This is a genomic window from Bacillus salitolerans, assembly GCF_042680805.1.
GTDB classification, from domain to species: Bacteria; Bacillota; Bacilli; order Bacillales; family SA4; genus Bacillus_CJ; species Bacillus_CJ salitolerans.
On the sequence record NZ_JBHUEM010000011.1, the window covers coordinates 1 to 14,952 of the forward strand.

The following is a 14,952-nucleotide window of genomic DNA, read 5'->3' on the forward strand; positions in this document are numbered from 1 at the left end:
GTAAAATAGTGGGGGCAATTTCCTCTTTATAAGAAAAAATGAAAAACTAAGATAAAAAGAGATATTTAAAGTAAGTGTCCTAAATAAGGGGGCCAACCCGCTTTACTAAACTTATCAGCAACTTCAAAATATTTATCAGCAACTATCCTAATTTTATCAGCAACTTTTTAAGTTACGAAAACATCTATTTCACTATGTATAAGTTGGCTAGCCTACTTTCTAGTGAGTAGTACCACCGTAAAGGATACTTATGCTTTCTGAAATTATGAACAAAAGGCTCAGGGCACCCCGTTTAGCCTCAGGCAGAGCAAATGTTCCTAAAGGGTGCTTTTCCCCATTTTCTCATTTAGGGTTCTTTGACCTCGATGGCTGGGTGCTGGAGCTGGATTCCAAGTCACTAGCCCAGTCTCTTGCTGAAAACTTTTATACTTTCCTAATAATATAAAAAAGACAGACGCTATATCGTCTGTCTTTAATCGAGTAGATAACTCCGACTCTTTAATTCTTGTATATCATTTATTTTATGCTTTGAAATTCTTGCTGTAAGTGGACTATTTTTGAAATAGGCAATAAACATTTGACCACTTTTTTCGATTTTATTTAGTAAATATAAATTAATAATATAAGACCTATGTGATAATATAAAGCGCGAATCCAATAAACCTTCATATTCTGTTAATGGTTCATTTGTTTCAAAAGAACCTTGCTGAGTATGAACCACCGATTTCCTTTCAATCTTCTCAATAAAAATAATTTCATCAAAAGGAATAAAGCATATATGGTTTTGTCCCTTAACAGCTAGCTCTTTAACATAGCTTTGGTTCTTTTGATCTTCTAAAGGGATGATGACCTTCGAAAGTGCCTTATACAATCTTTCTCTCTCAACTGGTTTTAAAATATAGTCCACAGCATCTATATTGAAGGCATCAATTGCAAAGTCATCATGTCCCGTAATGAAGATAATCTTTAAATTCGGTACCAATTCTTTGCATGATTTAACGGCTTCCAAACCACTCAATCGTGGCATTACAATATCAACTAATGCAACATCAGGCTTCTTTGAATGAATCAGTTGAATCAGTTCTTCACCGTTTGCTGCTTCTCCTACTACACTGCAGTTCGGTAAGTCTTTAATAAAATGAACCAATACCTTTCTTGATGCAAGGTCATCCTCTGCAATGATTATTTTTATCATCTAAGACCCCCTTCGATCATTCATTTTATTATCAATAGTTACTAGAAGTCTTTGGATGTCTATTGGTTTCGTTATATATTGAGTAGTTCCCATTGATAATGACTTTCCAATGTCACGTTTCCTGCATTCGAACTCATTATAATGATTGGTATATTACTAGTTTTGTGATTGTCCCTTATCATTGCCAGGATATCTAATCCATGATAATCAGGCAAATACAGATCTAGCATACTAATAGTAATATTCCTTTTTTCAATATACTTTAAACCTTTTCTCCCATTGTCGGCATGAATGATATCCACTTTTTCATCATATTGTTTAAAAGCAGTTTCATATAAGGTAAAGGTTCATATACCTATCTTCATTATATCAGATGGTAGCTTATAGATGCTTTAGTGACTTGTAATCAATAGTCAACATTGAGAAGATCTGTTTCTAAGTTACATGCTTAATGAGTGGGAACGATAGACATACAATAGTACCATGATTTTCAAAACTATTTAGAGCAATTTCACCATCCATGCTCTCCACTATCTGTTTTACAAGCGTTAGTCCTATTCCCGCACCATTCGCATATTCTCTGTTAAAGCTACTTCTAAAGAATGGATCAAAGACCTTTTCTACATCAGAAGCTGGAATTCCTACACCTGTATCTCTAATCGAAACCGTAAGTCGTTCCTGTTCATTCGATACATCAACATATACGATGCCACCATTTGGCGTATACTTAATGGCATTATCAATCAAATTAATGAATACTTGTCTTAATTTTGTTGGGTCACCAATCATAACTAACTCTTCTTTTATTTCCTGTATAATTTGTATATTCTTTTTCTTTGTTAGTGGTCCAAAAAGTCCTGTAACTTCACTGATTACAGACCCTATCTCAATTTCACTTAACGAAAACTTCAGCTTCCCACTTTCAATCCGATTTAAGTCTACAATGGTATTGATTAGTTGGAGCAAATGACGACCGGCTCGCATGATTTCCCTAACATGATCATGTTGCTCTTCACTTAGACTTCCATCCATCTCTAACACTTGAGCAAAACCTAGTACCCCATTTAGAGGTGTTCGCAATTCATGACTCATTTTTGATATGAAATCAGACTTAGCATGATTTGCTTGATCCGCTTCACGCTTTGCCGTTAATAGCTCTTGTTCAACCTGCTTTTGTTTTGATATATCAACGACTGAACCGATCACTTCTACCACATGTCCATTTTCATTTTTAATGGGGACTAAGCTTAATAGAAGCTCATATTTCAAATACGAGTTTTCATATGTGACATATTCCCCATTCCAAGCTTTATTAAAATGTAGTAGATTTCTTTTATATTCATCTTCATGTAATGGAAAGTCGGAGAACTTAGTTCCTACAATGTGTGTTGATACTAAATCTATTTTTTTCATAAGTTGGCCATCAATAAACGTTAACACAAAATCTTCTTTCTCTTTTTTCATCTTGAATAAAATTCCAACCTGACTATGAATAAGGTGCTTTAACTCCTGTTCCGACTCCTCTTTTACTCTCTGTAGCCGTTTTTGTTCACTAATATCCTTTGCCATTACGATATACCCTTGTAATTGATTCTTTAACTGAATCGGCATTATCGTTAGTAAAACCTCAATGATTTCGCCAGCCTTAGTTAACATATTGAACTCAGAGAGCTGATCTTCTTGATCCATCTTCACTAGCTGATGAATAAATTCTGCTGTATTGATGGGACGATTAGCAAGAAGGCTTAAAATGGAGGATTGAATAAGCTCACTTTTAAAGTAACCAAGCTTCAATGCACACGCTTCATTTACGTCAAGAATTAGTCCATCGGAGTCAAATTTAATCATAATCATAGGACTATTGTTTACTAATAATGTATTTTGTTCATTCAGCCTCTGTTTTTCATTTTCTGTTGAGTACCGTTCATAATACGTTGTCATAAGGATGATGATATGGATAAACACAGTAGAAACCCCGACTAAGGTTATTATAAGCGTTTTATCTGTATTTATGACACTAGATGTTGGAATAGTAGAATCATAAAATAACGTAGTAGATTTTAATAAAACGTAGTGATAAACAAAAACTAGAGTACTGATTAGTAACGATCCTAGTATGAAAAGAGAAGGTCTGTTTACGCTCCCGTTTTTTGCAAAGGTCATCATAAGACCAAGTACAAAGAGTGCCAAGAAAATAAAAGTAGCTGGAAGAATTGCTATGTAATTTATAGTAAATGAGTATTGCCCATCTAACGCCCATACACCTAGTCCGTAAATACTATTAATCGTCATAAAAAATGCAATAGCAGAAGCAACTAGTCTATACCTTCTTGAAATTTTATTTAATATGAATATAGTAATGATGGCAAAAATGAATGGAATAATGAACGAAGCACATATCATCAAAATTCTGTAATCTAAAAATATGGATTCATAATACCCTAACATCGTAATATAGTGAACTGCAAATAAGCCTAAACTGGTCGAAAATGCTGCTAACACTTTAAGAAAAAATCGGTTGATTCGGTGAGTCAAAACAGAAATTCTCGATACTAAATGCAGCGTGATGAAAACTGTCAGGAAACTTACGATAATCGTAAAGATAGATGCTTGTATACTAAATGTTTCTTCTATAATCGTCATCGAGCAAGAGTCCCCTTTTCGCTATATGGTTTTTAGATTAACAATTTGACTACTGAACAACAAGTTGAAAATTTTTGAAATTTTCCTACTTCAAAAAAAAACACATGCACTGCATGCTTAATGAAGCAAAACAGAGCCCATGTTTCATTTACCATTTGTTCTTAGAAAATTGTATTTGATGAAAAACTCATTCAGTTCTTTACTGCATTTCAATACTTTTAAAGATGATAGTATTTCTTCTCTTCCGATTGCGAACAGTTCCTAATGTTTTCTTGCAATTTCTCTCTCAAGTTTGACTTGAGCCTTTGATTCCGGACTGATTCAAATCACTTCTACCCATTCTTTAGACCATGCTTCGATAAAATAACTTTTCTTTATCTAGCAGTTTTTCAAACTCTTTCGTTGGAAGTGGAGAACTTATTAAAAACCCCTGGACCTCATGACAATGTAAATCATGTAAGTAATTTAATTGATCTTCATTTTCAACACCTTCTGCCACGACGTTTAAACCTAGTTTATTCGCCAAAGCGATCACGGCTGACACAATGACAGTATCGTTTTGGTCCGTTAAAAGTTCACTAATAAAGGACCGATCTATTTTAAGAGTATCTACTGGAAAACGCTTAAGGTAATGTAAGGAGGAGTACCCTGCTCCAAAATCGTCAATCGCAATGGACACCCCTATTTTCTTTAATTGCTTTAACGTCCGGATTGTCGCTCGGCGATTTTTCATAATTGCACTTTCCGTAATTTCAAGCTCTAGCCAAACCGGATCAATTCCCGTTTCTGTAATAATTTCTTTCACCGATTCTACTATACTATTATTTTGTAACTGAATGACAGATAAGTTTACAGCGACTTTTATCGGATGATAGCCGGCGTCTTGCCATTTCTTTGTTTGCAAGCATGCTTCCCGTAGCACCCACTCACCAATCGGCACAATTAATCCACATTCTTCAGCTATCGGGATAAACTTTGCAGGAGAAATCATTCCTAAATCCTTCTGTTCCCATCTAATAAGGGCTTCCATTCCCGACATTTTCCCTGTTTTCGTATCCATCTTAGGTTGGTAATGCAAGTGGAATTCTTCATTTGCAATGGCATTTCGTAAATGCGACTCAAGAATCAGCTTGTTCGATAATAAGGATTTCATTTCTTCTGTGTAAAAACGGTAGGTGTTCTTTCCTTGTTCTTTCGCTTGGTACATAGCTGTATCTGCATGTTTAATTAAGGTCTCAACATCTTCTCCATCATGTGGGAACATACTAATTCCGATGCTTGTCGTTGTTGCAAAGGTTAACTGGTCAATTTGGTAAGGCTGAGCTAATGCATGTATTAATTTCGAAGCAATCGATGTTACTTGTTCTTTTTGATCAATGCATGGAAGGATAACCGTAAATTCATCCCCACCTAATCTTGATATGATATCTCGTTCATTTAAACAGTTCTGCAATCTTTCACTAACAGCCTGTAGTAATTTATCTCCCATACTATGTCCAAATGTGTCATTTACATATTTAAACCTGTCTAAATCCATAAATAATACCGCTAGCTTTGTATCATCTTGTAAGCAAAGATCAATTTCTTCCTCTAAACACATTTTGAACTTGGAGCGATTCGGTAAGTTAGTTAAACTATCATGAAAAGCATGGTAGCGGATTTTCTCCTCATTCTTGATTCGGTCTGTAATATCAGTAGCAAAACAGAGGGTATGCTTACATTCACCATTTTCAATGATGGGAGTTTTTGAAACCTGCATCCATCTCTCGTTTCCTTGACTATCCATCATCAGCGCATCAGGAATAAAAATCTCTTCCCTTGTCTCCATTACCTGTCGGTTTATCTCTAAATACTTTTCTACATCGTCTCGATTCGGATTAAAATAGAGTTCTTTTTTTCCAACTAAATCCTGACTAGTCGTACCCAAAATATTCGCATATGCCTCATTCACAAAAGTAAATTTGCCTTCCCAATCCATGATGTAAATGGCACTTGGACTTTTATCAATTACATATTGTAGGAACTCTTTTTGGCTTTTTAACATTAATTCTTTTTGTAAAAGCTCCGTTCGGGTAACATCTAAATTATGAATCATCTCACTAAATTTGTGTGACAGTATCCCAATTTCATCCTTACCAGTAATGGTGTCAAATGGAAGTTCAAAGTTTCCACTGGCTACTTGATCGACAGCTAATGATAGTTTCCGAAGTGGTTTGATAGTCATTATGGCATGAATTGCAGCTAGAATGGTTATGAGTATCATAACGATTACTGAAACGGCCCACAAGGACTTATTAAACTCCTTCACCGAAACTAATGTCGACTCAACTGGAACTTGTGCAACAACTCCCCATTCCACTTCAGGAACATATTGGTATGAAGAATACAATTCAACATTTAACGTATTGGTCACATGAAGATAGCCCGAGTTTTTTGCTAATAACTCCTGAACAATCTTATTATCACTTACATCTTGTCCAAATAAATCTTGTCTAGGATGGGCAACTAGCTTTCCCTTTTGATCCACAATGTAGGCATAACTCTCTGAACCAATATATAAGTCCTTAAACATCGATTGAAATAAACCTTCCTTTAATAAATGAATGGATAAATGGACCACCCGATACAATTGGTTCTCAGAATTATATATAGGAACAGATAATAACAGAATGGACTGATTGGAATCATTCTTAGTAATGACATGACTTAAGAAAGGTTTTTTCTTTTCGTCAAAATCCTGAAGGTATCCTAGGTACGACACTTGTTTATATTCTAGTAAGTCTAGTGAATAGTCACTAAGCATCCCACCATACTTATCTGTCACTGACCCTCCATCAAAAAATGGAGAAGCCTTCACGACCTTTTTCAGTTCTGCTTGTAAAATGAGTGGATCGTTTGAAATAAATTTCTCTTCCTGCTGGACTGTACTTGCAACCATTTGTACATTTTCCGCAAACATGTTGATCTGATGAGTAAGACGGTTCACAGCTGAATCTGTCATATCTCGAAACTGGTCTTTTGCAATTTTAGGTAGAATCAAATTTGAAACTACAAATATAATTCCTAATAACATGAAGCTTGTTATCACTAAGACAAGGAAAATCCTCCAAAAATAGCTAGATTTCCATGTATTATTACGTTTCATGTTGATCGCCTACTACCTACTACACATTCATACCATTTGATTATTTTCTTTGACCTAGCTCCCCTTGGAAAGTGATGAAAAATAGCGCTGGATTCTCTCTTTTCTAAACTAATCCCATACATTTCACTATCGTTTTTAGTCACGATTATTCTCCTCCCAAAACAAGAGCTGTTAACCTATTGTTAACAGCCCGCTTCTCTATTTGTTCTAGCTGAGGTACTCTTTTCATACTGAGAAATTGGCTATTTATTGGATGTATTCTTCCTATATTTTAAATTTTCGAACCAATGAATTTAAGTTTTCAGCTAATTGAGCTAAGCTATCTGCACTTGACGAAACCTCTTCCATTGAACTCACTGTTTGCTGAGCGGAGGCTGATGTTTGCTCAATTCCAGCTGCAGCTTCTTCCGATACCGACGCTATGTTAGAAATAGAACCATTCATTTCTTTACCATTGTCAGCGATTTCACTTAAACTCCTTGCAACACCTTCAATACTTGTACCCATGCCTGTTACTAAACGTTGGATATTCTTAAACGTTTCACTCGTAACTTTTATTTGCTCAGTCCCCTCCACAACTTGAGAATAGCCATCTTGTAGGGAGTTGACCACTTCATTCGATTCCTCTTGCACGTTCTTTACTATCTCTGTTATATCTTCGATGGACGCTGAAACCTGTTCAGCAAGTTTACGTACTTCATCTGCTACTACAGCAAATCCTCTTCCTTGTTCACCAGCACGAGCTGCCTCAATAGCTGCATTTAACGCTAATAAATTCGTTTGGGCTGAAATCTCTTGAATGACATCAACTAACTTAGAAATTTTCTGGGATTGCTGATCAAGGCCTTTTACTCGTTCTACTGCATTTCTGACAATTTGATCTATCGTCAGCATTTGTTCTTCAGATCGGTTCATTAAATCATTACCTTTTTGAGTATCTTGAAGAACTGTTTTTGAAGATACATTTATTCGATTACTTTCTTCGTGGGCAACAGCGATTTGTTCACTTAGCTGATCCATCATTTGGGCTAAATCACTTGAACTAGATGCTTGGTGTTCAGCACCTGCTGCTAGCTCCTGCATGGTTGAAGCAACTTGTTGACTTCCTTCTTTTATTTCACTAGCAGATTGGGTCAATTCCTCACTTTGTCCTGTAACCGTTTCACTCACTGAATTAATTTCAGCAAGTAAAACTTTTAAATGATCACTCATTTGGTTTGTAGCTTTGATGAGCTGTCCCACTTCATCTTTTGATTTTGATTTTAAATGATCTTGACTCAAGTCCCCTTGTGCAATTTCCTTCATTCTGTTCATTACGACATGTATAGGTTTCGTTAAGGAATTTGAAATAAATGTAGCGACGACTAATCCTAAAATAACAATTAGAATGGATACCACTAGTCCAATCCATTTAATGCTTTCACCATGCTTTAATACTATCTCTCCATTGTGAGTAATTTTCTGTTCACGATTTTTAGAAAGGGCTTCAAATTCGCTTATTAATTCTCTAGCAAGTGGTTGAGCTTCAACATTCATGATCAGTTTTGCGGTTTCAATTTGTCCGCTATCGTAGGCTGGAAAAACCTTATCTGTAATAAGTGTTCGCCATTCCTTACTACTTTCGATTAAGGCCTTTACTTCTTCAGAATCACTCATTTGCATTACTTCTTCTTGGAGAGATTTACTTTTTTCTGTGTATTCCATAAAATCTTCCTTAAACTCTTTATCACCATATAAAATATAGCCCCTAGCTAATGCAATTCGCTGAGCAATATTGAAGCTTAAGGTTTCATCTGCAATTAATAGAGGTAAATCCTCTTTAATGATGGCATTCGTTTCATTGTTTACTAATGTTATTGAAAAATAGTTATAAACGGCCATGATTACACTAAGACCGATTACGATTAAAAAACTTAATAAGATTTTCAAGCGTATACTTTTCATGTTCCCTCACCAATCCTTATAATGATTTTAATCCCATTACTTCCTTTTTGTTCGCACCGTGACTTTTATCCTAAATATCCACTTCTATCATAATAAAATCTAGGTATATAGTCCAGTAGCGTTTAAGCATAAAACATGTCCAATTAAACACTCTTCTTTTCCTCTGAGTCTAAAAATCTATCTATTTAGGACAAATTTCTGTTTTTTTCGACAAAAATAGACACGATTTTTGTCGTGTCTATTTAGCAAGAATCTCTTCCCACTCTCCTTCTATTTCCCGGAATCCTAGTCTCCCATGGGCTAATTTATTTCCTACTGTTACGACTAAATATAGCTCTCGGTAACCGTGTATTATTAACCGTATGGAGTGCCTAGCACCCCATTAACACTTTTTATGTAGGAAAAATTCGTTTATTTAAAGATTCAAACAATATATTCAATTTCAACTACTCTTTAAGTATTCCAAGACCTTGAACAATATCTACTTTTTCAATAGACAGTGCACGGCCTGCATTTTGAATAATTTCTTTTTGCACTAGTTCAGCTTTACGAATGGTTTATAGTACATCACTTTCAACTTTAGAAAAGGTATAATGCCTTTTCAAAAAAAGACAAAAACAGGATGGAGCAAAAATTTTATCTCTTTCCTTTATTCTTATCCTTATCATCCCCTTGATCTTCATCCTCTGCTAATACTTCTTGTTCTTCATGAAAGGCTACCTCTGTTTGTCCAGTAATTTCATCAAAGGGTGTATAAAATGGTGTTATATTTCGTTTTTTTACAAACACTTTATAAAAACCGATAAAGACCAATATTACAATTACAATTGGAAAGCCGATGGTCATCAAATCCAAAGGATTCATTTACATTCTCCTCTCATTTTCCAACTACTATATTTTTTAATATACGGAATAAGTGGTTAAAAGCTTCACAACTCATGTTGTGGCCAATCACAATTGTATGAATTTTCCAATTTCATTTATAATTATATACCATTTTTTTGCTTAATCACTCATCTACATGTACAAAAATGAATGAATAAAATTGTCAGATCCTTGAAAAAAATTAAAGATGTCGAAATTTGTAGAATTTCGTACTATAATGACTATGAAGGGTTAAAATATATGATGAAATCAGGTGTTATATAAATGAAGGAGAATAATAAAATAATTATTATCATCCAGTCCATTCTTCTACTACTTTTGCTCATTTCGAACCTCTTGATAGATTATTGGATTGTTGAATGCATGGTTAATCTCCTGCTAATAGCAGGGATTGCCATAATTAATATACGAAGCTTACATCACCACAATCAACTGTCTACTAATATAAAAAAGCTTAGAGAAGAAACAGTGGCCCTTGAGCAAATAGTTGGCACTTTGCAGGAAGAAACCGAGGACTATGACCTACTCTTTAACTCTCTTCATGGTGCAGTTTTTTCTATTGATTATATAAACAACCGTGTACGTTTTTCAAAGGGTGCCGAACAGATTTTTGGATACTCTTCAGAGATGTTGATCAAGGACCCAACTATATACAAGGAAATCATTCACCCTGATGATATAAAATATATTGATATACACGAATCAAAACTAAAAGTTGGCCGTTCTTCTAAAGTGGAATTCCGAATTAGTCTTCCAGAAGGACCCGAGAAGTGGGTAGTCCAAACAGCAACTCCTGTCCAAGATCAAGACGGGACTGTTACGAAAATTATTGGACAAATTTTTGACATTACGAAACAAGTGAAACTAGAACAAAAGCTAAAACAACTGGCTTATTATGATGACCTAACAGATTTGCCTAATCGTAAAGCATTAGACCGCCATATCCAAAAAGCGCTAGCACGTTCAAAAAGACATGAACATAATTTCACCTTGATGTTTATTGATTTAGATGACTTTAAAAAAGTAAATGATACAATGGGGCATGAAGCTGGGGATGTGTTACTTAAGGAAGTTGTTAAAAGGATAAATGATTGTATACGTGACGAGGATTTAATTTCGAGAATTGGAGGCGATGAATTCATTATTGTCTTTGAAGAAACAAATAAAGATGTCATTGAAGATATTGCTGAGAGAATACTAGAATTTGTCGCAGAGCCTTATCATATTCATGATCAAGAAGTGAAAATCTCACTAAGCATTGGGGTAAGTATGTATCCTGATGACGGTACTGATAAAGAAACACTCATTGATCACGCGGACAAAGCCATGTACTATGCCAAACATAACGGAAAAAACAATTACAAAATTTACACACCAGATCTAAATACGACTGATCTTAAAAAGGGCCTTCTAGAAAAGTGGGTCGATGCGATACAAAAATTTACGAATTTCTAGCTCAGCTATTGGTTAGACCAATTACTCTAATATAAATGTACAAAGCGACTACCTTTTTTAGGGGTAGTCGCTTTGATTTTCCAATAATACATCCTTCCAAGTGGTAGTGGGAATAAAGTGAAACTTCAATCAGTGGGGGTTTCCTCATCCCCACTGATTGTTAGCCCCGGCCCACACTGTGGGTCACACAGACGTTGCCACAGGAGGTGGCGACTCTAGTCTGTTTTCCTATTCAGGGTTCTTACTGGCGCTCATCCCCCACTTAAACTTCTCGATTCATCTAAAGTTTTGAAGTGAGGGTCTTAGCGCCAGTTGGCACGGGATAAACGGTAATAGGGAGTAATATAATCATGTCGAATATATCCTACTCCCCCTAAGCAACATAAAACCAGGACAACAAGTATTTAACACAAAGTGGATTACCACTTAAAATCTTCATTAACTAGGTCACTTATTACTCCCATAGCAACTTTACATCCCTCACTTGCTGCAATTATTAATTGAGAAGGAGCTGACATTCTATTATCTCCACTTGCATAGACCCCTTCAATATTCGTACGTCCAAAATCATCTGTTTCAATCCCTCCCATGTTATTCATGATACAGCCTAAGTTTTGAGCTAATGGAGAGGCTTGCTCTAATCCAGTAGTAACAAAGCCTCCTTCCCTTACAATTTCTTCACCATTATTAAATTGAATCTTTTCTAAGTGACCATTTTCACCTTTCAATGTCACTATTTTTTCTTCAATAACTATAATTGAATTCTTTGTTAATAATTCTTTCTGCTCTTTTGAAAAAATTTTATTACCATTAGTACAAACAACCAGATCCTTACTCCAATTAAAAATCATTTTGGTCATATGAAAAGCTCGCTCATTTTCTGAAATGACAACTAATGCACGGTCTTTTAATTCCCACCCATCACAAAATGGACAGTTAAACAAGCTTGTACCATAGAAATCATGCATACCTTTTATATCAGGCATTACATCTTTCATTCCAGTAGATAAAATCACCTTAGCAGAACGATAATCATTTCCATCGTCTGTATGGATAATAAAATATTGATTTTCCTTTCTTATATCAATTACCCGTTGATTATGAACCGATATATTTGGATACTTCATCAAATCTTCTTTAGCTTTACGTTTAAATTCTGAAGGTTTGATACCATCTCTTGTTATAAAACCGTGAGATTCATGAGTTATAGCATTTCTAGGTTTATCATCATCAAACAAAATGATATTCTTTTTTGCTCTTGCAAGAACTAGTGAAGCATTTAAGCCTGATGGTCCTCCTCCAATAACTACGCAATCTAACAACATTTTATCGTCCTCCTTAAATTAAATACATTAAAGACTCTTAATATCTATAATTCGCATAAAAAAATTATAACGATTTATGACGATTAATTTTATGATTTTTTTTCGATTCGATTTGTTTTGCAATATCTATAATATATCTATTGTTTAGTTCATCTTTCATCTTCTTTTCTGCTTCAACCATCACATTTTCAATTAAACAATCTCCATTTTTAATATCCTCATGTTCCAATGAACAATTGAATAAAGATGTTTTCCCTTCAATAGCATGAATAACATCTAAAAAAGATATATCACGAGAGTTTCTTACTATGCTATATCCACCATTAACACCCGGAATGGATTCAACTAGTCCTGCTTTAACCAATTTTGTTAAAATCTTGGAAAGGTATGTTGGTGAAAGATTTTGGATTTTTGCTAAATGATCTACTCCAACAGATTTACCCTTTGGTGTTAAAGTTAAATATACCATTGTATGTAATGCATAATTTGTGGCTCTTGAATACTTCATTACTGTCCGCCTTTATCAATATATTAAAGATCTTTAATGTCTGTAATTGATTATAAAAGAATAGAAAATAAAAAACAAGAAATTTACATTCTTGTTTCATTAAAGAGTTTATTCATCCTGTAAACTACGCAAAAAACATTTACTCCTACTACCATGCTCTCTTATGTAGAAGACAATGCCTTAAAGAATACCTTCAAGGCTTGCCTTCTTTTGTGAGAAGGTATTCTTTGTTATGATGAATGTATTCTTAACTAATTACTATAAATCATGATTACCTGTTACTTTTCATAATTAACCTGAAAAATTTTTTGGTTACAATAACTAAACACTAAAACCGAAACTAATATCCAGATGTGATAAGGGGTGTACCTATAGATACAAGGATATTGTCTTTATCCGGTTCTACCCTAAAACCAAATTGCAAATTAAAATATTGATTATCCTTTGTCGGGATAGAAAATTCCCAGTCTTCAACAAATGCCGTTACGGAAACAAAGTCTTGTTCTTCCATTGACTCTATCTCTTTAGCAGATAGCACTTTTAATAGTGAGTTTGATCTTTTTATTAAATCGCTTCTTTTTGTAGTACCATACACAGAAAAATACACTCGTCCTGTATTCAGCTCATTTTTATATTTAGAGTAGATGGTTTCCCACTTTTCATTTGTCCAAGTGGTTCCTGTTACTTCAATCGACTGATGAAGATAATATTCATCATTATTTCTAAATACAGTAATCGTTTTGATTTCAGTTGTATCCTCTTCTTTGTCAATTCTTCTACCTATCTTTTTATAATGGTGCTTCTTTTTCACAGTATCGGGTTCCCAGGAATAACTCTCATCTTGTTTTATTATGGTTCCAATTTCTCTTTCCACATCATTTAATGTGGAAAGTACCCGAGTAGTGCTTTTTATATAGATTTTCCAGCTAGTTATTGTGATTTCTTCTTGTTCAGCTACTTCTACAATCTCCAAAAAATCATAACTCTCACTAGGAAGGATATTTATTAAGAAAAATATTGTAGTAATAATTCCAAATAATTTCATCTGTTTTCACCTCATGATACATCCTTAACAATTATCATGAGGAATATACTAAGCTAGGAAATTATTTTTCTACCAATAGGTTATGGTGTCTAGAATTCCTAAGAATACCATAATGATTCCTGCAACTCTTTGAACATAGAATCCTAACTTTCGACCTTTCTTGTTTACTGCCTTTCCACCTAAATCAAAGAACCAAATAAAAACTGCCGCTAGTAATAAGGGCAAAGAAGTCCCTATTGCAAATATACTAGGCAAAATAACTCCATACGAAGTCGACAGAACCATTGGCATTAGTGTTACGAAAAATAAAATAAACATGGTTGGACAAAATCCTAACGAAAAGCTTGCCCCCATTAGAAAAGCCCCTAGTTTCCCTTTTTTCATAAACCTTTCTGGAATTTTTCCTAATAGGAGTCTCCCCTTAAAAGTGATGAAACCTACCATAAATAGACCAATAACAATCAATAACGGACCAACAAACTTTCTTATCCAAGGAAAATATAATAGTAACGATTGTTCGAACTCCCTACCAAACACCCAAACAAGTAAGCCAAGTCCAGAAAAAACCACAATCTTACCAAGAGTAAAAAAGAGTATTTCCTTCCAAGGAATTTGTGCTTGTAAAGATTTATTCCCATAAATTGTGATAGCTCCTAAATTACCTGTAAATTGACAGGGGGCAAGAGCACCAACAAGTCCTAATACAAAGGCAGCTATCATTGGAATTCCTTCGACATTATAAAACACATTAAAAAATGGACCACTTAAAAGATTACTGATTTTACTAAAGAAGTCATACATAGCCTT

10 protein-coding genes and 1 pseudogene are annotated in these 14,952 nt (G+C 34.6%); 1 reads left to right on the forward strand and 10 read right to left on the reverse strand.

Annotated elements, in window-relative coordinates; all coding sequences use genetic code 11:
- Positions 1-472 precede the first annotated feature (472 nt).
- From ACFSCX_RS09060 to ACFSCX_RS09085, 6 genes and pseudogenes are all read right to left on the reverse strand, one after another.
- Positions 473-1,195 (reverse strand): LytR/AlgR family response regulator transcription factor, encoded by a 723-nt coding sequence (locus ACFSCX_RS09060; protein ID WP_377927882.1) that lies wholly within the window; start codon positions 1,193-1,195, stop codon positions 473-475.
- Positions 1,196-1,266: 71 nt separating this feature from the next.
- Positions 1,267-1,515, reverse strand: a pseudogene (locus ACFSCX_RS09065) (response regulator); the annotation flags it as partial.
- A 115-nt stretch (positions 1,516-1,630) separates the two neighbouring features.
- Positions 1,631-3,838, reverse strand: a complete 2,208-nt coding sequence (locus tag ACFSCX_RS09070) for an ATP-binding protein (protein ID WP_377927883.1) — start codon at positions 3,836-3,838, stop codon at positions 1,631-1,633.
- 343 nt (positions 3,839-4,181) lie between these two features.
- Positions 4,182-6,983: a bifunctional diguanylate cyclase/phosphodiesterase gene (locus tag ACFSCX_RS09075; RefSeq protein WP_377927885.1), complete on the reverse strand. Its 2,802-nt coding sequence runs from the start codon at positions 6,981-6,983 to the stop codon at positions 4,182-4,184.
- A gap of 264 nt (positions 6,984-7,247) precedes the next feature.
- Positions 7,248-8,927 carry a methyl-accepting chemotaxis protein gene (locus tag ACFSCX_RS09080; RefSeq protein ID WP_377927886.1) on the reverse strand — a complete coding sequence of 560 codons (1,680 nt, stop codon included), beginning with the start codon at positions 8,925-8,927 and terminating at the stop codon, positions 7,248-7,250.
- Between the two features lie 636 nt (positions 8,928-9,563).
- On the reverse strand, positions 9,564-9,791 hold the full coding sequence (locus tag ACFSCX_RS09085; RefSeq protein WP_377927887.1) for a DUF3951 domain-containing protein: 228 nt from the start codon (positions 9,789-9,791) through the stop codon (positions 9,564-9,566).
- A gap of 285 nt (positions 9,792-10,076) precedes the next feature.
- Between ACFSCX_RS09085 and ACFSCX_RS09090 the strand changes: the two genes are divergently transcribed.
- On the forward strand, positions 10,077-11,267 hold the full coding sequence (locus tag ACFSCX_RS09090; protein ID WP_377927888.1) for a diguanylate cyclase domain-containing protein: 1,191 nt from the start codon (positions 10,077-10,079) through the stop codon (positions 11,265-11,267).
- 419 nt (positions 11,268-11,686) lie between these two features.
- Here the strand turns inward: ACFSCX_RS09090 and ACFSCX_RS09095 are convergent, their stop codons facing one another.
- From ACFSCX_RS09095 to ACFSCX_RS09110, 4 genes are all read right to left on the reverse strand, one after another.
- Complete coding sequence (locus ACFSCX_RS09095; protein ID WP_377927889.1) at positions 11,687-12,592, reverse strand: NAD(P)/FAD-dependent oxidoreductase; 906 nt, start codon at positions 12,590-12,592, stop codon at positions 11,687-11,689.
- Positions 12,593-12,656: 64 nt separating this feature from the next.
- Entirely contained in the window at positions 12,657-13,100 is a 444-nt protein-coding gene (locus ACFSCX_RS09100; RefSeq protein WP_377927890.1) for an Rrf2 family transcriptional regulator, read from the reverse strand.
- A 340-nt stretch (positions 13,101-13,440) separates the two neighbouring features.
- Complete coding sequence (locus ACFSCX_RS09105) at positions 13,441-14,145, reverse strand: YwmB family TATA-box binding protein (protein WP_377927891.1); 705 nt, start codon at positions 14,143-14,145, stop codon at positions 13,441-13,443.
- 69 nt (positions 14,146-14,214) lie between these two features.
- A complete protein-coding gene (locus tag ACFSCX_RS09110) occupies positions 14,215-14,946 on the reverse strand; it encodes an urease accessory protein UreH domain-containing protein (RefSeq protein ID WP_377927892.1) in 732 nt (243 codons plus the stop codon).
- Between the last annotated feature and the right edge of the window lie 6 nt (positions 14,947-14,952).

Excerpts from the sequence above, each read along its gene's own strand:
- ACFSCX_RS09060 (WP_377927882.1), bottom strand. The coding sequence starts at position 1,195 with ATGATAAAAATAATCATTGCAGAGGATGACCTTGCATCAAGAAAGGTA.
- ACFSCX_RS09070 (WP_377927883.1), bottom strand. The coding sequence starts at position 3,838 with ATGACGATTATAGAAGAAACATTTAGTATACAAGCATCTATCTTTACG.
- ACFSCX_RS09075 (WP_377927885.1), bottom strand. The coding sequence starts at position 6,983 with ATGAAACGTAATAATACATGGAAATCTAGCTATTTTTGGAGGATTTTC.
- ACFSCX_RS09080 (WP_377927886.1), bottom strand. The coding sequence starts at position 8,927 with ATGAAAAGTATACGCTTGAAAATCTTATTAAGTTTTTTAATCGTAATC.
- ACFSCX_RS09085 (WP_377927887.1), bottom strand. The coding sequence starts at position 9,791 with ATGAATCCTTTGGATTTGATGACCATCGGCTTTCCAATTGTAATTGTA.
- ACFSCX_RS09090 (WP_377927888.1), top strand. The coding sequence starts at position 10,077 with ATGAAGGAGAATAATAAAATAATTATTATCATCCAGTCCATTCTTCTA.
- ACFSCX_RS09095 (WP_377927889.1), bottom strand. The coding sequence starts at position 12,592 with ATGTTGTTAGATTGCGTAGTTATTGGAGGAGGACCATCAGGCTTAAAT.
- ACFSCX_RS09100 (WP_377927890.1), bottom strand. The coding sequence starts at position 13,100 with ATGAAGTATTCAAGAGCCACAAATTATGCATTACATACAATGGTATAT.
- ACFSCX_RS09105 (WP_377927891.1), bottom strand. The coding sequence starts at position 14,145 with ATGAAATTATTTGGAATTATTACTACAATATTTTTCTTAATAAATATC.
- ACFSCX_RS09110 (WP_377927892.1), bottom strand. The coding sequence starts at position 14,946 with ATGTATGACTTCTTTAGTAAAATCAGTAATCTTTTAAGTGGTCCATTT.